This is a genomic window from Virgibacillus salexigens (assembly GCF_014905415.1).
Lineage (GTDB): Bacteria > Bacillota > Bacilli > Bacillales > Amphibacillaceae > Virgibacillus > Virgibacillus salexigens.
In genome coordinates this window covers 1-21,010 of sequence record NZ_BNEO01000005.1, presented here as the reverse complement: position 1 = coordinate 21,010, position 21,010 = coordinate 1, and the positions used below count along the sequence as shown (strand labels likewise).

The window sequence follows — 21,010 nt, the reverse complement described above, 5'->3', positions numbered from 1 at the left end:
AGGCTTATCTTAGTTTTCCTTCATATAATTAGTTAGCTAATAACGCTTCTTGTGCCATTTCCTTATATTCACCCATGCCAGATATCATAGCAAATTCTGCTATTGCTACAGGATAAGCAGCAGAAAGCTCTACGATATGTGCAAACATATTTGGCCATACATATCCACCCGCTTCTTGATATGCAGCTATTAATTGTTTCAATGCTTCCTCACCAAATGCTGCAAGATGGGCCACAAAGTCATTAGCAGGGTCATCCACTCTACCTTCTGTCCAGTCGATTAACCCTGTCACTTCAGCTTGTTTATTAATTAATATATGACCTGGGTGTAAATCGCCATGAATTACCGCTGTGTGTTTTGGCCAAAATGAATCATTTGCTAACCATCTTTGCCAACGTCCCCATAAAGGCTCACCAATCTTAAATTCTTGCTTTACCTTATCCATACGTTTTTTCATTGATGGCTGCAGTTCTACAGGAGTATTCATTGTCATTCCAGCTTCCTCAGCTTCATGATGATTAATTTGATGCAATTCCATCATTGCCTTTCCCAGTGTTTCATGAAATTGATCAGGCACGTTTTTGTCGTCGATTTCCCAATCATAACGTTTTGCTTGGGGATCGATCGTGCCTGTAGGAATACCTGTTAGTCGTTTATATGCAATTAATTCATCCGTGAAAACAGACCAATTGGGTGTCTGCACTGATAGGTGTCTACCAACAACATCCAAAATTCGCTTTTCCTTGTTTGCCCTTGGAATAACATCTTCCCTTCTTGGAATTCGGAGAACCCATTGATCACCAGAAGGCTCTTCTGTAAAGACAACTTGAAAATCTAACCCAGATTCGTTTCCTTTTAGTGACGATTCCACTAATTGCATGTTATGTTGATTTGCCAATTCAATAACTTGTTTATTCGATAATGTCATCATGTACACTCCTTTTAAATAATATTCCTTCCGTTTAATCACAAAGAAAAAACACAGACCACTGCCTGTGTACTGTATGTACATGGATCAAGTTTTATTACCTAATCTTGGTTACCTGAAGCATTCTATGCATAAAAAAAGAAGGAGGCAACCCCTCCCTCTTAATCATCAACGACTATCATTTCCTAAAAGGCAGACTATCCCCATTAACACTACAGTACATGCAGTGCTACCCTGAACGTATTCAGTTAGTAGTTCAAATGGAAACGTAGTCTGATTAAAATCATTAGGAAACCTCCATTCTTTATAATTACCATTAGAATAGCATATAGATTATAAATTACAAGGGTGCCAATTACTTATCGATAAGTATCATGTGTGGGATGGAATAAATTTTCCTCCACTTTCCTTACAATTGAAAAATGTTCGACATTGTAATGTCCGTGCAAAACCCGGTTATGATGTTTGATAATTTGCTCTGCTGAAAAGTCTTCGCTATCAACTGTCGAATGACCATTTTCTACTAATGTAACATCAAATCCACTTATCGTTGCTGTTCGTACTGCCGTGTCGATACAATGCTCCGTTTGACATCCCATGATAACGAGGTGGTCTATTTCATTTTTGAATAGGTAGTTTTTTAGATCCGTACCGTGAAATGAATTCGTTGCTTGTTTATCAAAGGTCATTACTCCTGATGGGATTTGTATTTCCTCATGTATTTGAAAACCAGCACCCTCGCCTTCGCTTACGTCCACATCTCTTACACAAATAATGGGGGCATTTGCCTCCTGCGCCTTCTCAATCGCAAGGTTAATTCGATTAATTAGCATTACTTTATCGTAAACACCATTTTCTGTCTCATTCCCATCAATTAACTCCTGTTGAGCATCAATAATTAACAATGCTTGATTCAGAACAATCACTCCTTAAACCATTAGTATAGATCAATACCTTTACAGAAAATGCGTAACGTTTTTATATTCATAATGACCGCCTCCTTTTATAAATAGGATATCATAATACGGTGTTATTTGTTAGAAAATTTAAAAAAGATAGGATCTATGAAGACCCTACCACCTATTCCACTTCTTTTAACATTTTTTCCATTGATACAACCTTTGCTTTTACTTCCTCCATATCAGTAGATATTTTTTCCTGATGCGCATTAGAAGCTTTCTGAACTTCAATTACTTCAGCAGCAAGGTTTTGATACACCTCTTCCTTAGAAGTTTGAATTTTTGTCTGCCATACTTTTGTAAGCGATACAAGCAATACAACTGCGAGCCCAATAATTAGCACAACGAAAAGCATTCCCGCTAATCCAAACATTGTTTCAGAATCCATTCTATTTCCCTTCTTTCTTTTTTATTGTTATGGTTTCCGCCGCATCTTTGATTAAAGCTGGGGTGATCGTAAAATCAAAAGCAACAAGCTCATAATATTTCATGGCTTTACCGTCCGTAGATAGTTCCATTTCACTCTTTACAAGCCCTGCTTTCTCTAGTTTTTGTAAATGCATATATAGTAACGGTCTACTCATTTCTGCTTCTCTAGCTAGTTGACTAACATACTGCCTTTCGACAAAAAGAATGGAAATGATCTTTAATCGATGTGGGTTGGCTAACGCTTCAAAAAGGACAAGTAGTGTATCTCCATCTTGTTTACTCATACTTCACTAACACGCGGTCTCTCATTTTTTCAGTCATGAAGGATATCCCCACTTCCTCTCAAACTTAATATTTAAGTATCATGTGTAATAAATATATTACACATGTTGGTGTTTGTCAACATACCAAAAATACATCCTTAGACCTACCCTCTATTATTTCGCAAGCTGCTTATCAAGCCTTCTTTTACAACCTATGATAGTTTCAGGAATATGTAATAAGTGTTATTCAAAGTAGTTCAATATCAGGGAGATCCAAAACGATAAATAAGGGGAAATACGATGATGAATGATAAACAGATATATATACTACTTACGGATACGGGGACTTGGTTTACTAAGCTAATTAAGTGTTACACCAGAAAGCCATACAACCACGCTTCCATAGCTTTTGATGAAGAACTGGAAAAGGTCTATAGTTTTGGGAGAAAAAAACGAAGAAACCCGTTTATTGGTGGCTTTATTAAAGAAGATATTCAAACAGGCCTTTTTAAGCAAGCTAGTGGAGCGATTTATTCCTTTACCATCACAAACGAACAATGGAATAAAATGAATGCCTATGTACAAGAGATACAGCAAGAACAAGATAATTATCGTTATAATCTGTTAGGTCTATTTGGGATTCTCCTCCAAATCCCTATCAAACGCAGAAACGCATTCTTTTGTTCTCAATTTGTTGCCACTGTACTTAAAAAGAGTAATGTTATTGAATATCACAAGCCGCCGGCTCTAATTACGCCTCATGACTTGCTTTCGAATGAAGTATTTGAGCTTGTGTACAAAGGAAAATTAAAAGCCTATCAAAAGGAGAGACTAAAAAGCCAAGTCGATCAGGATTTTGGGGAAGGACGAGAAGACATAATCCTTTTTTAATGAAAAAAGGGTCTATCACCTTTAAGTTTGTCGTATGATTATGATACCTCTTAAAAAAACAGCCTGAACAACAAGCTGTTTTAACTTAACATTTCATTTTGTTTTGTACCCTGCTTACGCCGATACTCACTTATCGCTGCTTCTAATTCCAGTTTGCCGAAGTCAGGGAAATATTTATCAGAGAAATACAATTCTGCCATGGAAGATTGCCATAATAGAAAGTTACTAACCCGCTTCTCACCTCCTGTTCGAATTACTAACTCTGGATCAGGCAATTCACTTGTATACAAATAACGCTGAAAGAGTTCTTCATTCACCTGATTAATATCTATTTGTTTATCCGCTGCCTCGCAAATTATTTGTCTAGTTGCCTGTAGAATATCAGCTCTGCCACCATAATTGAAAGCAAAATTAACAATAATACCTGTATTGTGCTTGGTTTGTTCAACTGCCTGGAGTAGTGATTTTTTTGTTTTCTTTGGCAAATTTTCTATATTACCTGATAGCCGAATTATCACATTCCGTTTTTGAAACTCTGGTAGCTTTTGTTTAAAAAATTTAACCGGCAATTGCATTAAATAATTGACCTCATCTTTTGGACGCGACCAATTTTCAGATGAAAATGCATAAAGAGTTAACACTTGAATATTTAATTCAATACTTGCATCAATGATATGCTCCATTGCTTGGGCTCCTGCGTAGTGCCCTTCACTACGAGTTAATCCTCGCTGCTTTCCCCACCTACCATTTCCATCCATCATGATCGCAACATGCTTTGGAGTATAATAATCCATCGTCGGAACCCCCATATCCTTTATTCGAAAGTCGGCGCTGATTTTCATTTATTTGTTACTTTCCTTTTGGTGAAATTAAAGGATTGCCACGATTCTTGGTTTTCCATTATTCTCATTTCACTAATCCGCTTTTTAAGCCGTTCCTTTATTTCAGAAAGTTCTTGAGCCTTTTCATATAAATAAATCATGCCATTCCATCCGCTATAAGAAAGCAGATCTAAATACGATACATTTATCTTCTGTGTATGTTCATAATGCTTTAGATTTTTATCTAACACAACCTTCTCTATATTTATTGCATTTACGCCCGTAGTAGAATAATAACCCTGCAATAAATAGAAGTGAAGGAAAAAATTATCGTTTTATCCATACCCGAATCCGAGTATAACCAAATATTACCATAAGGAAAGACATGAAGCTATGCACCAAAGTAAGATCTAATGTATCCATAGGTCGCTTAATAAAAAACATAGAGACGGTAATTTATTGATTGTCGATATTCGTATATTTGATAAAACGAATTACAAAGACCCATTAAGAAGTAATTGTTATATTAATAATTCGAAGCGCCCCATTTCGCTAAATCATCTTCTGGAATACGTTATCTGCAGACATTAACAACCCCAATAATAACAGCAAGCAGTGGTGCACCGATACTTAATCCAATCAAGCTGGAATGAAAATATCTATCTCCCTTCTCGCCTTCATAGGGTTTAACTAGCTTTGTAAAATAATATTTACAAAGCTGAAAACGATACTCGATAACTTCCTGAACTTTTTCCATTAGAAATAAATAAACGGAAAATCAAACCAACTCTATTAAATTGGCGTTTTAATAGATACGACATGAAAGTGCATAAGAACTTGACCATCCATAAACATATCCTTCTTATTAAGTGTTGCTATACACATAGAAATTCTATGTATGTAGCGACAAATTATCTCGATTATAAAGCTATGCCTGCGCTAGACAGATGTTCTTCTTCCCCACGTGAAACCAATACAAGCAATAATAAACGGAAACCTTAATAATGATTGAAAACATTCATACGGGATAAGCTTAAAAATTGTCACATACATAAGTAATAGATTGGGGAAGCCTGATCCAGCTCGTAAAGAAATCGATCCCTTGCTTTCGTCACGATTGATCTCTCCTAGTTAGGCTATTCATAACTTGAACATAGCAATGCCACTCACTTGTTTTTTCCTCGAGCATATTCTTTTTAAGTTCTGTTATACAAATATATTTTCGGGCTCGACTTTTTTCTTGTTCTTGCCAATAAAACGATATATATGCTTGCTTCTCTAGCTTATGTATGGCTGGATACAGGGTCCCTTCCTTCATTTGAAAATGATGATCACTACGTTGATCCATTTCCTTTACAAGTTCATATCCATACATATCCCGTTCATTTAATAATTGAAGGACCAGCAACGATATACTGCCTTTGACTAATGCTCTGTTAAACATACGTTCACCTAACTAGAATTATTAGGTATGTATACTTTAAACAATAAATTCAAAACGTAAAGGGCGAATGACCAGGTAGACAAATTCATTTACACTGTATATAATGGTACTAACTAAAAAGCAAAGGGTGATCCAATTAAATGAAGTACTAATCCTATTCACTGAAAACATTCGACAAAAGGCATTTACAATAACAGATGGTAGTCTGTTCCTTTTTGTATGTCATTTTACGAACGTTTCAGAATAGGATTGTGCTTTATTGTGGTATACTTTTCGGGGTATATTATATCCCCTTTTACCACACCGTTTGCCCTCCTATTCTGAAATGAATGGGAGGCTTTTTTTGTCTCTCCAACACAAGAAAGATTGGAGTGGTAGAATTGGGTTTTTTAGAAGCAAAGAATTTATCTATGTATATGAAAGATCGGAAATTAATTGATGTAACCAACCTTCGCCTTCACGAAGGAAACCGAATTGGTTTGGTTGGTAGGAACGGCAGCGGCAAAACAACATTAATGAAAATATTAGCTGGGGAGATTGTCCCGGAGACAGGGCATATCGTAACAGATGGTACAAGACACCTGCTTCCTCAATTAAAACGAACCAATACAACTAAAAGCGGTGGGGAGATTACTCAAGAATATATTGACAAAGCACTTGCGAAAAAAGCGGATATTTTTTTCCTGGATGAACCAACTACAAATTTAGATACAACTCGAATTGAAAAATTAGAAAAACAACTAAAAAAATGGAAGGGTATCTTGGTCATAGTTTCTCATGACCGTGCTTTCTTAGATAACATCTGCACGAAAATCTGGGAATTACAAGACGGCAAGGTAAGCGAATATAAAGGAAACTATTCCGATTACTATAAACAAAAACAACAGGAAATAAGGCAACAAGAACAAGCTTATGAATCGTATATCAAGAAGAAATCACAGCTAGAGGAAGCGCTGGAACTCAAAGAACAAAAAGCACAGAGAGCAACCAAGAAACCAAAGCAAACAAGCAACTCGGAAGCAAAAATCACCGGTGCTAAGCCTTATTATGCGAATAAGCAAAAGAAATTACGTAAATCGGCAAAGGCCATTGAAACTCGTCTTGAAAAACTGGATAAAGTTGAAAAAGTAAAAGAAATACCGCCAATTAAAATGAAACTTCCGAATGAGGAAGGGACAAAAGGTCGAATTATACTGCGCGTAGAAGAAGTAGCTGGGAAAGTTGGTGACCGCTTGCTTTGGAATAACGTAAGTTTTCAAATCAGGGGTGGCGATAAATTAGCAATTATCGGTCCAAACGGTAGCGGGAAAACAACATTAATTAAAAAAATAATCAATCAAGAGGATCAGATACAATCTTCTCCTGCTATGAAAATCGGTTATTTCAGTCAGAATTTAGATGTGCTGGATATAAATAAAACCATCTTAGAAAATGCAAGTGACACATCCAGCCAAGATGAAGCACTAATTAGGACCGTGTTAGCCAGACTACATTTTTATCGCGAAGATGTTTATAAGGAAATTAAGGTATTGAGTGGGGGGGAACGAGTTAAAGTTGCCTTTGCTAAATTATTTGTTAGTAATGTTAATACCATCATTCTTGATGAGCCTACTAATTTTCTGGATATTGATGCAGTAGAGGCATTAGAACAACTATTAACGGATTATGAAGGAACCGTACTATTTGTTTCCCACGATCGAAGGTTTATTCAAGAAATAGCTAACCGTATCATCGTTTTTGAAAATCATCAAATTAACCTATTTGAAGGCACATACGCTGCCTATAAAAACGATACGAAAAAACAAAAAGAAGACCCATTCGAGCAAGAGCTAATTGTGCTGGAGACAAAGATTACAGAAACATTAAGCAAATTGAGTATGGAACCTACTGAAGCGTTGGATCAGGAATTTGAATCACTTCTAGCGCGTAAGAAAGAATTGGAATCTAAACGATCGAATTGACACTTTCTATTTTTTGATTTATATTTAATTAAGAATAAATTAATTAAATACATTAAACAAGGTGGTCTAGCAATGAGTGAGAATCTTTCTCTAAAATCATTTGTTGTGTTGATGAAGGCTTCAAAAGCTGTTCAAGAACGTATCAAAAAGGATATAAGCAATTACGGTATGCGGACTTCTGAATTTACAATTCTAGAGACACTCTATCATAAAGGAAAGCAAACGATACGCCAAATATCAGAAGGTGTACTCATTAATACTGGATCGATTACTTATGTAATTGACAAACTAGAAACAAAAGGATTATTGGAAAGACAACATTGCAGTGAAGACCGCCGTGTCGTTTATATTCATATAACAGATGCCGGTAAAGCATTAATGGATGAGATTTTCCCACAACATCAGCAAGTGATTGAAGAACTATTTGTTGGCATTGATGAACAACAAAAACAAACGCTGGTTGATGTATTAAAACAAGTAGGTCAACGTGCGTAATAAGAAAGGGGAAAGAATTGATGAAGCATATTTTTCAAAAAGGAACAGATCAATCAAGACCAACACTCTTACTTCTGCACGGTACTGGCGGAACCGAACAAGACCTTATACCTTTAGCAAGTAAGATCGATCCTGCAGCGAATGTGCTTAGCGTACGTGGTAACATCTTAGAAAACGGCATGCCTCGTTTTTTCAAACGGTTGGCTGAAGGTGTTTTTGATGAAGAAGATCTGATCTTCCGTACCCAAGAGTTAAACGACTTCCTTGATGAAGCCGCAAAACAATATGAGTTTGATCGAAATCATATCTTTGCTGTTGGGTATTCAAATGGAGCTAATATTGCAGCTAGCTTATTATTCCATCATCCACATGCGTTATATGGTGCAATTCTACATCATCCAATGGTTCCACGAAGAGGATTGTCTTTACCTGACCTGTCTGGAATCAATGTATTTATTGCTGCTGGAACGAATGATCCTATATGTCCTGCTGAAGAGTCAGAAGAACTTAAAGATGTGTTACAACAAGCAAATGCCCATGTGAGGCTTCATTGGGAGAATCACGGTCACCAATTAACACTAGATGAAGTAGAAGCTGCGGTTGCATGGTACGACAATCAATAAGTCAAAGTGCTGGAAGATCAATTCCAGCACTTTTTTAATTTCGGATGATAATATATGTTAAATAAAGGACATAACCTATGACAAGAATAACCCCTTCTGTTTTCCTAATTTTATAATTTGTTCTAGAAAAAACTAATAATAATACAGTCAGAGCAATCATTATAATGATATCGATCACTACTTTTCCGTTTACATCTAGCGGCGTAATAACAGCGGAAGATCCAAGAACAAATAATATATTAAAAATATTACTTCCTACAATATTACCAATAGCGATTTCACTTTCTTTCTTAATAGCTGCTGTTATGGAGGTCACTAATTCGGGTAGAGATGTACCGATTGCAATAATAGTTAACCCAACCAAAGCTTCACTCATTCCCCAGGAATAGGCAATATCTTTACCATTATCAACAACCATTTGTCCGCCAATAATTATCCCAGCTAGCCCTAGTAACGTTAACAGAATATTTTTACCCCACTTAATATCGTGCGAAGATTTTTCTTGGGTTACATTCTCTCTACTTTTCAACGCTACCTCAATGACATAATACATGAAGACAGACAAGAATAATAAAAAGATTAATCCATCGCTACGAGAGATGTAATTCACGTCAAACCCCTGAAGCACTGTATCACTAATCAAAACTAATAGCGCCACACTAGCCAACAGCGTAAATGGAATTTCTTTACGAATGGTTTCATTTTCTACTTTGATCGGGAAAATAATGGTCGCAATCCCGACAACTAAGGTTAAATTAAAGATATTACTTCCGATAACATTCCCCATTGATACATCAGCTGTTCCTTCTAATGCAGCAATGATACTCACCGTCGCCTCTGGTGAACTAGTTCCAAAAGCTACAATGGTTAATCCAATTAAAATAGTAGGAACACGTAATAATTTTGCTATATTGGATGAACCATCTACAAATAAATCTGCCCCTTTAATTAATAAAACAAATCCAATAATTAACCATATGTAAGCCATATCAACAATCTTCCTTTTCGATAGTTTTAAAGACATTTTCCTTAAATATATTCCATCCATAGTATTACGTATTAATGTACCAAATAGTAACAAAAAACATGTGAACTTTTTGTAAATATATTAATTGGTCTTCACATTATTTTCATTTTCTTTTTCATAGTAGCTACTCCATCTCAATATAAATGATGTTAAAATAAAACAAAAGTTAACACATACAATCACATTATCAATTTATTATCTACCAATTACAAAAACTTTAAAAGCAAGCTTACATTATACTCTTGTCATTCCATTATTGGATCACAATACGATAAATAAATATAACAATTTTTAACAAGACGTTAGGTCGGAAGGAGAAACCAATGTTATCTAGCAAAAACAGACAACAAAAACAAAAGCAAGCTTCGAATTATAAACTTTTCTGGCGATGGCATTTTTATGCAGGACTTATCATTTCACCATTTCTTCTTATCCTAGCTATCACTGGATCCATTTATTTATTTAAGCCTCAAATAGAGCAAATCATCTATCAAGATTATTATGAAGTAACTCCTGAGGGTGATCGAATTCCACCATCTCAACTGATGGAAAAAGTTAAAAACGAATATCCTAATGCAGTAATAACAGCGTATCGACCTGGGGAGGATGCCACACGCTCAAGCGAATTCCATATTACAATGGATGATCAATCATCAACTATTTTTATTGATCCATACTCAGGCAAATCCTTAGGAAAATTAAATAACGAAGATAGAATAATGGACAAAATCGAGGAATTTCATGGGGAACTAATGGCTGGAACTTTAGGTGACCGTATTGTGGAATTAGCTGCTTGCTGGGCAATTATATTAATTGTAACTGGCCTTTACATGTGGTTTCCCAGAAACAAGCTTCGAATATCTGGTGTCTTAGTACCGAGATTAACTAGCAAAAAACGAATACTTCGAAGGGATTTACATGTAGTGCCCGCCTTTTGGATAACAGCAGGGATGTTATTCTTAATCCTGACTGGACTACCTTGGTCAGGGTTTTGGGGAACGAATTTTCAAACAGTAACGACTAATTTGGGTAATGGTTACCCTCCTTCTGTTTGGGTTGGTAACGCCCCAACCTCCCAAATAGAAACAAAAGATATTGCAGAAGTCCCTTGGGCTGCAGAAACTTTAGATGTACCCAAATCGGACATTCAAGGTAGGGTTCCTGTTTCTATCGACGACATTGTAGCAATTGCTGATCGAGAAGGTGTGCATTCGAGTTATACATTGTATCTTCCTCAAGAAAATACAGGAGTTTACACGCTTTCAGCTTTTCCTCCTAAAGCGCAAGACGAAATCACTATGCATATTGATCAGTACTCGGGAAAAGTTTTAGCAGATTACCGCTATGATAATTATGGATCAATTGGAAAAGTCGTTGCATGGGGTATCACTCTTCATAAAGGAACACAATTTGGGTTTATAAACCAACTCATCAGCTTATTCATATGCATTGGTATTGTTTTTGTTGCACTTAGTGGACTTTATCTATGGTGGAAACGAAAGCCAGATGATGGCTTAGGAGCACCAAAGGCACCTCCGATTTATAGCATGAAGCTCTTCTTCATTTTAATAATTGGATTAGGCCTTACTTTTCCATTAGTTGGTTTATCTATTATCTTTGTTTATTTAATAGATCGATTCGTTATACGCAAGATATCAAAACTTCGAAATTTCTTTCATGCTTAAAGGAGGAACGAATATGAATCGATTACTATCTACTTCGATACTATTCACGTTATTCATACTATTAAGCGGATGTACCCTTAATTCAAATGTCGCCCAACTGTATAAACAAGAACCAAATCTAGATGCAGAAATAACTTTAGACGATTCCATATCAACCAAAGAAGAACAAACTATAGAAATTCTTCTCACAAAAGATGGAAATCCCGTTGACCAGGTAGATAACATTCATGTTGAAATTTGGAAGCAAGACGGATCAATACCTACCATTCACAAAATACCTGATAATCGTGGCAATGGAAAATACCAATTAACAACTTCCTTCTCAAGTGAAGGTCTCTATTTTATAAAGGCCCATATTAAGCATCAAGATTCTGAAATAATACCCAAACAACAATTTATTGTTGGAGAATTATCAGATAACGATCTTGAATATTTACAGAAAGATATACCTGAACAAGAAAGGTCTCATGACCATCATCATTAACAGACTACTTAAAAGAGACTGAGGTATAAGTATCTTATAATTCGAACGGATTCACCGGAAACCGTTCGAATTATTTTTTTACATAAAACAGGTTCTATCATCCCTCCGTCAAAAAACTCCGTATCAGCGTTTATTTCACCTTGTTTTATCATTCGGCTTTTTGGTTACCTATTTTTAGTTGTGTCCCAGCCCCTTTATCTATTAAAATTTTAAATAATTGAATTATCTAAATCCAATCAGTAAAATTTGTCCTATAAGGCAAATTAGGTGCAAGATCAAGTTAAGGATAGAAAAAAACAGATATTCTTACATTGAATTTAGAAAGGGAGGCCAATTTTCATGATTGTTAGAGAACAACCAGATGGATTTATTATGATTGAACAAGATCATCATGCACGAGTCTCTGGTGATATGATTAGACAATGGAATACGTTCCATTTGCCAAATTCTCCATTTCAATCCTCGTTGTTTTTAGCCATTGATCAGCATGATGGTGGCTGGAAAGCTTATGATCAGGATCCGTTTTGGAACGACTATCATCAAGTCCCCTATAGCTTCACCGATTTCCCCAATCCAGTTAAAACATTGCTTTACACAAATGGAATTGAAAATGTTGAAGCTCATGATTCATACGCAGCATTATTATGCAGTTTTCATTATACTCGGTTTCTTTTAGACGATAATCAATTAGAAAGTCGCCAGTTTGTTAGCCAAGAAAAATTACGGCAGCAACGAATTATTCGCCAGCTTCCAGAATTTCGTTTTGATATATTCATGAAGCATTATGGTCTTTTACAGTTATGTGATAACCTTTCATTATTTCTATGCATCAATGAACCTGGTAAAAACGAACATCCCTTCTTTAAAAATGGAATCCCGATACCAGATACATTAGATTGTTTTCATGGAAAATCACTAGAAATAACTTGGAAAGATAACCATACATTACGTGTTAATGAATTTCCATTTCAAAAGGATACATCCTTTAGTTATTCATATAAATGGGTGACTAAACGCGAAATAACTACGAATGGTCTTATCCGTGCATACAAGCAATCTTCTTTTAAACAAATATCGTTTTCCATTGTATCTTAACTATGTTGCCATAGGGATAGGGCAAACAGAGCCAAGGGTACAGTACGAGGCGGAAGACCGGGCTAAGCGATTTTCCTTCCCCTCGGTTTAGCTGGGGCTGTCCCGCCAATTATCGTCTCTTTTTAGGTTAGGAATTATCTTTTATTTCCCAGCCCGATTTTTATTATGTCTGCTGTTGAACGAAAGGATCATTTGCAGCAACATCTCTATCAATCAGTAATTTTCTGGTTGGTAAAGCGATAGAAACCGCTTCTCTTTCCAGAATATCAAGAATCTCCAGATTAACAGATTCTCTAATCTTTAAATAATCTCCCCAATCGGTTGTTTTCGTAAAGAAATACAGAAAAACATCGAGTCCATTTTCTTTATAGGTATCAAAACAAAGATTGTATCTTGATGAATGTTCTTATTCTCTCTTAATGACAATTCAATTTGAGATACAACACTCTCCACTTTTTCTCTTGATGTGTCGTACGTAAGACGTAAACTAAAAGTTATTTGTCTTTTCCCCATTTTACTCCAGTTCGTTATGGATTCATTTGCTAATGTTGCTTTGGGAACGGTAACTAATGCTTGAGCGAAGGTTCTGATTTTCGTACTTCGAAAAGAGATATCTTCAACGGTACCTTCTACACTTGGTGTAAGAATCCAATCGCCAATTGTAAATGGCTTTTCTGTAATGATAATAATGCCCCCAAATAAATTAGCCAATGCATCCTTAGCTGCCAAACGAACGCAAGTCCGCCAATCCCTAATCCAGCAACAAAACCATTGACATCATAGCCAAACTCTTGAGCAATAACACTAAGACTAATTGCAACGATAATGAGCCTGATAGCTTTTGAAAAGAAGGGAATAAGAATGGAATAAATCTTTAAATGAAATCGCTTATTTAATTTGGTAAACATCAACGATGAAGATGAAGATAAATTAAATAACCCCCAACCGATCATAAAAATGATGGATGATCGCATGACATGCATAAAAAACACATGGTCTTGATCGAGGTACGGAAATATTCGAACAGAAACATAAACCCCAAGTATTAAGATCAATCCCTGTATAGGTTGTTCAAATGACAAGCGTAATTGCAAAAAGAAGCCGTTAAGTCGATGCTTACTTATTTTTAATAGCAGTAGAAATAAATTCCTAGTAATTACTTTTTTAAGCAAATAAAACATGAAAAAAACAACAACAGCTAAACTACAATAAATCAGCTTTTCATAGGTTTGTAAAAATTGAAGAAATTCTAAAGACATAACGCAAATTTACCCCCAAAAGATGTTTATTACTATATGTATATATTCACCAGAGGAAGAATAGACATGCAGTCTGTTATGTTGAATACCAGTGGCACAACAAAAAGACACTACTGGCGTTCATTCGTAGTGTCTTTGGAACTGAATCGTTCGTCAAAAAAATGATGGCGTGTTATTGCTATAACATAATATTGGTTTGTCGTTTTTGAAAATCCACTTCTTTGTAATACGTGTTTTTGACAAGAATATTTGGTCCGAGGCATTTGACAGCTGGACAATGACAATTCAATGATTTAGCCGTATCTGTTTGCATCCAACGCGCATAAGCTTCTGGTAAAGACGTTGTCTGAATATTTCCGAGTTTTGGCTCATCTCCAAAATCCGTAACAATGATATCCCCTGAGAAGATATTAACATTTAATCTGGATCGTCCGTCTGGATCATTCCTGACTGAGACATTTTTTTCTTGAAAAAGACGCTTTTGTAACGCTATATCTTCTGTGGATGAGCTACAAGGATAAAAAGGTAACGTCCCAAATAGCATCCATGTATCTGGATCACGATGATCTAATAATCTTTCAATGCCAATCCGCATTTCTTCTAACGATAAGGTTTCTAAATTACTGGCAAAGTCTACTGGATACATTGGGTGGATTTCATGGCGTGTACATCCCATTTCTAAAACATGGTCATGAATTTTTTCTAAATAAGGGTAGGTTCGGCCGTTTAGCATGGTTTCAGCAGAAACCATGACGCCTGCCCTTGATAATTTTTGGGAATTAGCCACCATTCGTTCAAAATATTTCTTTCGATTTTCCTCCGTCGGTTTTCTCTCCATCCTCGCAAAACCAGTCGCTGCAAATTCTTCTGCTGTACCCCAATTATGTGAAATATGTAATACATCTAAATATGGGATGATCTCTTCATATCGGCTATAAGGCAATGTTAAATTGGAATTTATTTGTGTCTTAACGCCACGTTGATGTGCATATTGTAGCAATGGCAGTACATAATTACGAACCGATTTTTTTGACATCATTGGCTCTCCGCCAGTAATACTTAAGGTCCGCAGATGAGGAATTTCATCTAATCGCTGTTCCATTAATTCCATTGGCAAAGCATCGGGATCCTTTCCTTGCAGTGTATAACCAACAGCACAATGGGCACAGCGCATATTACAAAGCGTTGTTGTTGTAAATTCAATGTTAGACAATGTCATTTCCCCATACTGTTCCACATCTAAATATGCTTCCCAAGGATCATAGGATGGGGACATTGTTTGTCTCGCTTCTGATAATTTCACATGAAAAACCCTCTCTATACAAAATACTCTATCATTATCTTATCATGTATCAGCTTATTCCGTCTGTATCTGTTACAAAATAAGAATGATTTGCAATGAAATGGGCAACACTAAAAACAGCGAAACTTGATTGAAAATAGGATGGTGATTCTAATGGAAAGAAAAGATCCAAATAAGCCTAATAACATTGAAAATGAAGATACCTTAACGACAAGGCAAGGGCACCCCGTTACCAATAATCAAAATATCCGCACAGTAGGAAATCGTGGACCAGCAACGTTGGAGAACTATGATTTTATTGAAAAGATTAGTCATTTTGACCGTGAAAAAGTCCCTGAACGGATTGTTCATGCTCGTGGAGCAGGAGCACATGGTTATTTTGAAACATATGGAACGGCTGGCGATGAGCCAGTATCTAAGTATACAAGAGCAAAAGTCTTTCAGGATAAGGGAAAACAGACACCTGTTTTTATTCGATTCTCCACAGTAGTTCATGGTAACCACTCTCCAGAAACGGTACGAGATCCACGTGGGTTTGCTGTTAAATTTTATACGGAAGATGGAAACTGGGATTTGGTAGGAAATAATCTCAAAATCTTTTTCATTCGAGATGCCATGAAATTTCCAGACATGATTCATGCTTTCCGACCAGATCCGGTTACGAATATCCAAGACAGTGAGCGTTTCTTTGACTTTTGCGCTAATTCACCAGAGAGCTTTCATATGGTGACATTTGTTTATTCTCCCTGGGGTATACCTGCAAACTATCGAATGATGCAAGGTTCGGGAGTAAATACGTACAAATGGGTAAATGAAGAAGGGGAAGCCGTACTAGTTAAGTATCATTGGGAACCGAAACAGGGAATTAAGAACTTAACTCAACAAGAAGCAAATGAAATTCAAGCAACCAATTTCAATCATGCTACCCAAGACTTATATGATGCGATTGAGAGAGGTGACTATCCAGAGTGGGAGTTATTTGTCCAAATTATGAGCGACGATGATCATCCCGAGTTAGATTTTGACCCACTGGATGATACAAAATTATGGCCAGAGGATAAGTTTCCGTGGTTACCAGTTGGAAAAATGGTATTAAATAAAAACCCGGAAAACTATTTTACGGAAGTAGAACAAGCAGCATTTGGAACCGGAGTTCTTGTTGATGGACTCGACTTCTCAGATGACAAAATGCTGCAAGGGAGAACCTTTTCCTATTCAGATACACAACGCTATCGAGTAGGCGCAAACTATTTACAGGTTCCAATAAATGCTGCTAAGAAGCGAGTTGCTACCAATCAGGAAGGCGGTCAATTACGCCAACAAAACGATAAAGCACCTGGTCAAAACCCTCATGTTAACTATGAGCCTTCGGTATTAGGGGGACTAAAAGAAGCAGAACAAACAGGAAAAGAATACACCCCTGAAGTAAAAGGCGAGCTTGTGCGTGAATCCATTGAAAGAAACAATAACACAAAACAAGCAGGCGAAACATTCCGTCGTTTCAAGGACTGGGAAAAAGACGATTTAATTACAAATCTAGTTAATGATATTTCCGTATGCGACCAACGAATTCAAGACAAAATGATTGCTCTTGCTGAAGAAGCAGATGAAGAATATGGCCGTCGCTTGCGTGAAGGGATAGAAGAAGCGAAGAAAATGATGATGGATGAGACAAGTAAAAATCCGTTAGGCAATAAAGATAGTGAAAACGCACCAGAACAGGCTATTGAAAAAGGACACGACGCCGACCCATATTAAAAAGGTAAAGCTCCCAATTCGGGAGCTTTAGTTTTTTGGTATATTCAAAATCCTGAGGCGGTAAGCATTCATCGCTGTTTCCCCTAACTGGTCCAGTAAATTGTAATTAGCGTAGGCACCAACAATTGCTCCAAAACCTGGGACTAATTGTAATAATTTAACTAAATCAATATAATCACGATACTCTTGCTGAAAAGCCCGCCAATCCATATCTAATAAATGCTGCTTTTCTTGTTCCCAATTTTCGATAATGCGCATGGTCTGTTTCCGTGTTTTTTCATTAGAGAAGGCTAATTGAAAGATATGTAAAATGAATAATCGTTCTTCATATTCCTTCGTATTAAAGCCATATATCGTAGCAGCTTCAAATAGAAACTTTAATTTAATTGAAAGTAACAATGGGAAATCAGCAAATCCCAGTAATATTCCACCTGCACCGGTCCCTGCACCTTCCGCAGATGCAGTTTTTCTATAAGTAGATAACTTTTCTTTTACAAGTTGATCTTGCTGATACAAATTCAATTCCTGTACTTCTGGTTTTCGCGTAGTCATATGAGAACCAACCAAAGTTGCCTTCACCATATTTTTAATACTATCGGTTATGATACCGTGTATCTTCTCAGGAATCCAATTGTTTATTTTTGTTTGTGCTTTTTTAGAAAGCTGATTAAATAAGCTAGGTTTCGCATACATCTTTTTACGCCATTGTGCTAACTCTTGGGAAACGATGTCCTCATAAGCAACCAAAAAATGACCTCCTCACTTACAATTTTCAACTAATATATTGCATTTTTCATATTCCCATTTTTATTGTATACTGTTTAGTATACTAAAAATTATTCAGGAAGGGGGAGTAGATATGCCAATACCTTCAGATCATTCCAAGCCAGTTCGACAATCCGCGAAAGAAAGTGCATTTAATCAAATTCAACAATGGATTATAGATGGTACCTTACAACCTGGTGAGAAGCTTAATGATTCTGAACTTGCTCAAGCATTAGGCGTAAGTAGAACGCCAGTCAGAGAGTCCTTACAACTTTTAGAAGTGCAAGGGTTCGTAAAGATGTTTCCTGGGAAAGCTACACAAGTAACCGATGTTGAAAAGGAATCGATGAATGATTTGTTACCGCCTTTAGCCGTTTTACAAGCTTTATCAGCAGAATTGGCTATTGAAAACTTAACAGAAGATATCATTGCGGTATTGGAAGAGGTTAACGAGAGGTTTGCCAAGGCCATTCGCTCTGAGAACTACTATGCTGCATTAAAAATTGATGAAGAATTTCATCAAATCATTGTAGATGCTGCTAATAATCCTTATATCCACAATATTATTGCTAACTTACAGGCCCATGTAAGACGATTATTCTTCCATAACTCCATCATTCTAACCGAAAAATCCATAGAAGAACATAGCCAAATTATTAAACTTATGAAAGAAGGTAATAATGAGGCATTAGCTCCGATTATGAAGGAAAACTGGTTACGTACCATTCAAGAATTTCAAGCATTAAAATAGCATTTATAGGTAGGTTTATAAACGATGAAACCGACTTTCTCTAGTAGAAAGTCGGTTTTTTTAGTTAAGCATGAACGGTCGATGCTTTTTGAATTCGGATAACAACACCAGTAACTATCATTACGATACATGCAGGAAGTAACCAACCAAGCCCTTCTGGATAAAGTGGTAATACTGTTTCGTAGAATGAAATTATTGGGAGCATCCAATCAAAATATGGTATTCCTACTGACTCACACAATGATTTTAAACCATCAATACTACTGATTAAAAAAGTTACAGATATAACTGAAATATAAACAGCTCGTCTATGATAAAACAATGGAGATAAGAATGCTAATAACATTAACACAATCGCTAAAGGATATAAAAACATTAATACAGGTATAGAGTAGGTAATAATATTCGCAAGCCCAAAATTAGCTATAACAAACGTTATAAATGCGAAAAATACAACAAATTTCTTATAACTTACTTTCGGAAATAGCGAATGAAAATATTCTGCACAAGCTGTTGTTAAACCAATGCTCGTCGTTAAGCAGGCTAAGGTAATAACGATGGCTAATAAAATTAAACCGAATGTTCCAAAATAATGCGTTGCTGCACTGCTTAACACTGGTCCACCAGTATCAAATATTCCGTAAACTTCCGTACTCGTAGCACCTAAATAAGCAATTCCAACATATATTGCACCTAATAAAACGATGGCAACAGATCCTGCCTTTGCAGTCGCTCCTAGTATCTCCCTTTTGGAGGTAATACCAAGTGAACGAATTGCTTTAATAACGATAATACCAAATACAAGCGAAGCTAAAGCATCCATTGTATTGTATCCTTCCAAAAACCCTTTCACAAATGCACCATTTGTATATGCTTCTTGAGGGTATTGCAAGGCGCCCATTGGCTGAAAGACAACCATAGCTAGCAACACTACAAGTAATACAACAATGCCAGGCGCTAGTATCTTTCCAACATAATCGACAATTTTCGCAGGATACAGCGAAAAAAGTAACGTTACGAAGAAGAAACCAAGTGTAAAAATCAGTAAGCCTCCTTGCTGGAATCCTTCACTAACAAATGGTGAAATACCAACATCATATGCTACTGTCCCTGTTCGGGGAGCAGCAAAAAAAGGGCCAATGGTTAAATAAAGTAACGAAGTAAATAAGACGCCATATATTGGATGAATTCTACCTGCCAAATCCTGGAGATTTTTACTACCAGAAAAACTCATAGCCAGAATACCTAAAAGCGGTAACCCTACTCCCGTAATTAAAAAGCCAAATACCGCCTGCCATACATTCTCTCCAGCAAGTTGTCCAAGTTGAGCAGGAAAAATTAAATTACCAGCTCCAAAGAATAACGCAAACAACATCACACCTATAGTTGCGTACGATGAAAATGTAAGTTTTTCCTTCATAAATATGCCCTCTCCCAGATGTAAAATTTTAGTTTATATTGTTTAATTTATATGCAATATATCGATGTTGTTAATCATACTATCTTTTTGCGTAACATGCAATATATTACGTGTAATTTTTTCATAATTTAGACAGGTATGTGACTAAAATTTGAAGACAAAAAATGTAAATCTTTATTTCCAATCAAAAATCAGTACGTGATAAAATTTGCTGCTTCGAGGAACAATCCTATTTCTAAATATAATATTCCCTCACACAATTCTGTAAATTGCTTCCATTTCTCAATCCACAATTGCGCTCCCAGAGAGGTTAGAATCCCATCATTTTGTTTCTCCTATCGTTTTCAATAATAAACACCCCAAACATACTAAGATTAGTAGTACGAAACCAAGGCCGTGGTTTTGTGCTACTATTTTTTTATAGTAGGAGTGAAGAAAAGCCGATCTAACTTTGGGATCAATATTGAATCCGCACCCCAAACAGGCTCACTTCCACCCTTATTTGAATCAAGTTAGTATGTTGGGTCCATAGAGATCGTGTATAAGAAAGTGGAATCGATAAGGTTATGTGAAGACTTCTATGAGTAATTAATTGGAGGAGACGAAATGAAACCTGTAGTTGCGCTCGATGTAAGTAAAGGTAAAAGTA

The 21,010-nt window shown here is 36.3% G+C and carries 24 protein-coding genes; 9 read left to right on the top strand and 15 right to left on the bottom strand.

What is annotated here, in order from left to right; genetic code table 11:
• Nucleotides 1–28 precede the first annotated feature (28 nt).
• The 4 genes from JKP73_RS17300 to JKP73_RS17285 all read right to left on the bottom strand — a co-directional run bounded on the left by JKP73_RS17300 (nucleotide 29) and on the right by JKP73_RS17285 (nucleotide 2,600).
• Nucleotides 29–928, bottom strand: coding sequence for a macrolide 2'-phosphotransferase (locus JKP73_RS17300; RefSeq protein ID WP_021288843.1), 900 nt, complete (start codon nucleotides 926–928; stop codon nucleotides 29–31).
• A 359-nt stretch (nucleotides 929–1,287) separates the two neighbouring features.
• On the bottom strand, nucleotides 1,288–1,845 hold the full coding sequence (locus JKP73_RS17295) for a cysteine hydrolase family protein (RefSeq protein WP_031334912.1): 558 nt from the start codon (nucleotides 1,843–1,845) through the stop codon (nucleotides 1,288–1,290).
• 163 nt (nucleotides 1,846–2,008) lie between these two features.
• Nucleotides 2,009–2,275, bottom strand: coding sequence for a hypothetical protein (locus JKP73_RS17290; protein WP_200411587.1), 267 nt, complete (start codon nucleotides 2,273–2,275; stop codon nucleotides 2,009–2,011).
• Nucleotide 2,276: 1 nt separating this feature from the next.
• Complete coding sequence (locus JKP73_RS17285; protein WP_021288846.1) at nucleotides 2,277–2,600, bottom strand: ArsR/SmtB family transcription factor; 324 nt, start codon at nucleotides 2,598–2,600, stop codon at nucleotides 2,277–2,279.
• Nucleotides 2,601–2,879: 279 nt separating this feature from the next.
• Here JKP73_RS17285 and JKP73_RS17280 point away from each other — a divergent pair, with 279 nt between their 5' ends.
• Nucleotides 2,880–3,470: a hypothetical protein gene (locus JKP73_RS17280; RefSeq protein WP_188943800.1), complete on the top strand. Its 591-nt coding sequence runs from the start codon at nucleotides 2,880–2,882 to the stop codon at nucleotides 3,468–3,470.
• 80 nt (nucleotides 3,471–3,550) lie between these two features.
• Here the strand turns inward: JKP73_RS17280 and uppS are convergent, their stop codons facing one another.
• From uppS to JKP73_RS17260, 4 genes are all read right to left on the bottom strand, one after another.
• On the bottom strand, nucleotides 3,551–4,264 hold the full coding sequence (gene uppS / locus JKP73_RS17275; RefSeq protein WP_200411586.1) for an undecaprenyl pyrophosphate synthase: 714 nt from the start codon (nucleotides 4,262–4,264) through the stop codon (nucleotides 3,551–3,553).
• A gap of 44 nt (nucleotides 4,265–4,308) precedes the next feature.
• Complete coding sequence (locus tag JKP73_RS17270) at nucleotides 4,309–4,596, bottom strand: hypothetical protein (RefSeq protein ID WP_200411585.1); 288 nt, start codon at nucleotides 4,594–4,596, stop codon at nucleotides 4,309–4,311.
• A 269-nt stretch (nucleotides 4,597–4,865) separates the two neighbouring features.
• Nucleotides 4,866–5,048, bottom strand: coding sequence for a hypothetical protein (locus JKP73_RS17265; protein ID WP_200411584.1), 183 nt, complete (start codon nucleotides 5,046–5,048; stop codon nucleotides 4,866–4,868).
• Nucleotides 5,049–5,402: 354 nt separating this feature from the next.
• A complete protein-coding gene (locus tag JKP73_RS17260) occupies nucleotides 5,403–5,735 on the bottom strand; it encodes a PadR family transcriptional regulator (RefSeq protein WP_038245836.1) in 333 nt (110 codons plus the stop codon).
• Between the two features lie 380 nt (nucleotides 5,736–6,115).
• On the opposite strand from JKP73_RS17260, the gene JKP73_RS17255 reads away from it, so the two are divergent.
• The 3 genes from JKP73_RS17255 to JKP73_RS17245 all read left to right on the top strand — a co-directional run bounded on the left by JKP73_RS17255 (nucleotide 6,116) and on the right by JKP73_RS17245 (nucleotide 8,814).
• The gene (locus JKP73_RS17255) at nucleotides 6,116–7,696 is read left to right on the top strand and encodes a Vga family ABC-F type ribosomal protection protein (RefSeq protein WP_200411646.1); all 1,581 of its coding nucleotides are present in this window, start codon (nucleotides 6,116–6,118) and stop codon (nucleotides 7,694–7,696) included.
• Between the two features lie 72 nt (nucleotides 7,697–7,768).
• Nucleotides 7,769–8,191, top strand: coding sequence for a MarR family winged helix-turn-helix transcriptional regulator (locus JKP73_RS17250; RefSeq protein WP_021288852.1), 423 nt, complete (start codon nucleotides 7,769–7,771; stop codon nucleotides 8,189–8,191).
• 17 nt (nucleotides 8,192–8,208) lie between these two features.
• A complete protein-coding gene (locus tag JKP73_RS17245; RefSeq protein ID WP_200411583.1) occupies nucleotides 8,209–8,814 on the top strand; it encodes an alpha/beta hydrolase in 606 nt (201 codons plus the stop codon).
• Nucleotides 8,815–8,848: 34 nt separating this feature from the next.
• Here the strand turns inward: JKP73_RS17245 and JKP73_RS17240 are convergent, their stop codons facing one another.
• Entirely contained in the window at nucleotides 8,849–9,802 is a 954-nt protein-coding gene (locus JKP73_RS17240) for a calcium/sodium antiporter (protein WP_021288854.1), read from the bottom strand.
• Nucleotides 9,803–10,164: 362 nt separating this feature from the next.
• On the opposite strand from JKP73_RS17240, the gene JKP73_RS17235 reads away from it, so the two are divergent.
• The 3 genes from JKP73_RS17235 (at nucleotide 10,165) to JKP73_RS17225 (ending at nucleotide 13,105) form a co-directional block, all read left to right on the top strand.
• Nucleotides 10,165–11,526 carry a PepSY-associated TM helix domain-containing protein gene (locus JKP73_RS17235; protein WP_200411582.1) on the top strand — a complete coding sequence of 454 codons (1,362 nt, stop codon included), beginning with the start codon at nucleotides 10,165–10,167 and terminating at the stop codon, nucleotides 11,524–11,526.
• A 13-nt stretch (nucleotides 11,527–11,539) separates the two neighbouring features.
• Nucleotides 11,540–12,010: a FixH family protein gene (locus tag JKP73_RS17230; protein ID WP_038245839.1), complete on the top strand. Its 471-nt coding sequence runs from the start codon at nucleotides 11,540–11,542 to the stop codon at nucleotides 12,008–12,010.
• Between the two features lie 339 nt (nucleotides 12,011–12,349).
• The gene (locus tag JKP73_RS17225) at nucleotides 12,350–13,105 is read left to right on the top strand and encodes a DUF3891 family protein (protein ID WP_200411581.1); all 756 of its coding nucleotides are present in this window, start codon (nucleotides 12,350–12,352) and stop codon (nucleotides 13,103–13,105) included.
• Between the two features lie 163 nt (nucleotides 13,106–13,268).
• On the opposite strand, the gene JKP73_RS23645 is transcribed toward JKP73_RS17225, so the two are convergent.
• The 4 genes from JKP73_RS23645 to yfkAB all read right to left on the bottom strand — a co-directional run bounded on the left by JKP73_RS23645 (nucleotide 13,269) and on the right by yfkAB (nucleotide 15,640).
• The gene (locus JKP73_RS23645) at nucleotides 13,269–13,448 is read right to left on the bottom strand and encodes a hypothetical protein (RefSeq protein WP_308437237.1); all 180 of its coding nucleotides are present in this window, start codon (nucleotides 13,446–13,448) and stop codon (nucleotides 13,269–13,271) included.
• Nucleotides 13,406–13,816, bottom strand: coding sequence for a mechanosensitive ion channel domain-containing protein (locus JKP73_RS23555; RefSeq protein WP_308437234.1), 411 nt, complete (start codon nucleotides 13,814–13,816; stop codon nucleotides 13,406–13,408). The genes JKP73_RS23645 and JKP73_RS23555 overlap by 43 nt, the downstream gene beginning before the upstream one ends.
• Nucleotides 13,735–14,364: a hypothetical protein gene (locus tag JKP73_RS23550; RefSeq protein ID WP_308436509.1), complete on the bottom strand. Its 630-nt coding sequence runs from the start codon at nucleotides 14,362–14,364 to the stop codon at nucleotides 13,735–13,737. Before JKP73_RS23550 ends, JKP73_RS23555 begins: the two co-directional genes overlap by 82 nt.
• 178 nt (nucleotides 14,365–14,542) lie before the next feature.
• Nucleotides 14,543–15,640: a radical SAM/CxCxxxxC motif protein YfkAB gene (gene yfkAB, locus JKP73_RS17215; protein ID WP_200411645.1), complete on the bottom strand. Its 1,098-nt coding sequence runs from the start codon at nucleotides 15,638–15,640 to the stop codon at nucleotides 14,543–14,545.
• Between the two features lie 180 nt (nucleotides 15,641–15,820).
• Between yfkAB and JKP73_RS17210 the strand changes: the two genes are divergently transcribed.
• Nucleotides 15,821–17,425, top strand: a complete 1,605-nt coding sequence (locus JKP73_RS17210; RefSeq protein WP_038245842.1) for a catalase — start codon at nucleotides 15,821–15,823, stop codon at nucleotides 17,423–17,425.
• Nucleotides 17,426–17,452: 27 nt separating this feature from the next.
• On the opposite strand, the gene JKP73_RS17205 is transcribed toward JKP73_RS17210, so the two are convergent.
• Nucleotides 17,453–18,172 (bottom strand): EcsC family protein, encoded by a 720-nt coding sequence (locus JKP73_RS17205; protein ID WP_021288861.1) that lies wholly within the window; start codon nucleotides 18,170–18,172, stop codon nucleotides 17,453–17,455.
• A 112-nt stretch (nucleotides 18,173–18,284) separates the two neighbouring features.
• Between JKP73_RS17205 and JKP73_RS17200 the strand changes: the two genes are divergently transcribed.
• Nucleotides 18,285–18,941: a GntR family transcriptional regulator gene (locus JKP73_RS17200; RefSeq protein ID WP_021288862.1), complete on the top strand. Its 657-nt coding sequence runs from the start codon at nucleotides 18,285–18,287 to the stop codon at nucleotides 18,939–18,941.
• Nucleotides 18,942–19,005: 64 nt separating this feature from the next.
• On the opposite strand, the gene brnQ is transcribed toward JKP73_RS17200, so the two are convergent.
• Nucleotides 19,006–20,361 carry a branched-chain amino acid transport system II carrier protein gene (gene brnQ, locus JKP73_RS17195; protein ID WP_021288863.1) on the bottom strand — a complete coding sequence of 452 codons (1,356 nt, stop codon included), beginning with the start codon at nucleotides 20,359–20,361 and terminating at the stop codon, nucleotides 19,006–19,008.
• Nucleotides 20,362–21,010 lie beyond the last annotated feature (649 nt).

Coding starts and splice junctions, on each gene's coding strand:
- JKP73_RS17300 (WP_021288843.1), bottom strand. CDS start 928: ATGACATTATCGAATAAACAAGTTATTGAATTGGCAAATCAACATAAC.
- JKP73_RS17290 (WP_200411587.1), bottom strand. CDS start 2,275: ATGGATTCTGAAACAATGTTTGGATTAGCGGGAATGCTTTTCGTTGTG.
- JKP73_RS17285 (WP_021288846.1), bottom strand. CDS start 2,600: ATGAGTAAACAAGATGGAGATACACTACTTGTCCTTTTTGAAGCGTTA.
- JKP73_RS17280 (WP_188943800.1), top strand. CDS start 2,880: ATGATGAATGATAAACAGATATATATACTACTTACGGATACGGGGACT.
- uppS (WP_200411586.1), bottom strand. CDS start 4,264: ATGGATTATTATACTCCAAAGCATGTTGCGATCATGATGGATGGAAAT.
- JKP73_RS17265 (WP_200411584.1), bottom strand. CDS start 5,048: ATGGAAAAAGTTCAGGAAGTTATCGAGTATCGTTTTCAGCTTTGTAAA.
- JKP73_RS17260 (WP_038245836.1), bottom strand. CDS start 5,735: ATGTTTAACAGAGCATTAGTCAAAGGCAGTATATCGTTGCTGGTCCTT.
- JKP73_RS17250 (WP_021288852.1), top strand. CDS start 7,769: ATGAGTGAGAATCTTTCTCTAAAATCATTTGTTGTGTTGATGAAGGCT.
- JKP73_RS17240 (WP_021288854.1), bottom strand. CDS start 9,802: ATGGCTTACATATGGTTAATTATTGGATTTGTTTTATTAATTAAAGGG.
- JKP73_RS17235 (WP_200411582.1), top strand. CDS start 10,165: ATGTTATCTAGCAAAAACAGACAACAAAAACAAAAGCAAGCTTCGAAT.
- JKP73_RS17230 (WP_038245839.1), top strand. CDS start 11,540: ATGAATCGATTACTATCTACTTCGATACTATTCACGTTATTCATACTA.
- JKP73_RS17225 (WP_200411581.1), top strand. CDS start 12,350: ATGATTGTTAGAGAACAACCAGATGGATTTATTATGATTGAACAAGAT.
- JKP73_RS23550 (WP_308436509.1), bottom strand. CDS start 14,364: ATGTCTTTAGAATTTCTTCAATTTTTACAAACCTATGAAAAGCTGATT.
- yfkAB (WP_200411645.1), bottom strand. CDS start 15,640: ATGTCCCCATCCTATGATCCTTGGGAAGCATATTTAGATGTGGAACAG.
- JKP73_RS17210 (WP_038245842.1), top strand. CDS start 15,821: ATGGAAAGAAAAGATCCAAATAAGCCTAATAACATTGAAAATGAAGAT.
- JKP73_RS17200 (WP_021288862.1), top strand. CDS start 18,285: ATGCCAATACCTTCAGATCATTCCAAGCCAGTTCGACAATCCGCGAAA.
- brnQ (WP_021288863.1), bottom strand. CDS start 20,361: ATGAAGGAAAAACTTACATTTTCATCGTACGCAACTATAGGTGTGATG.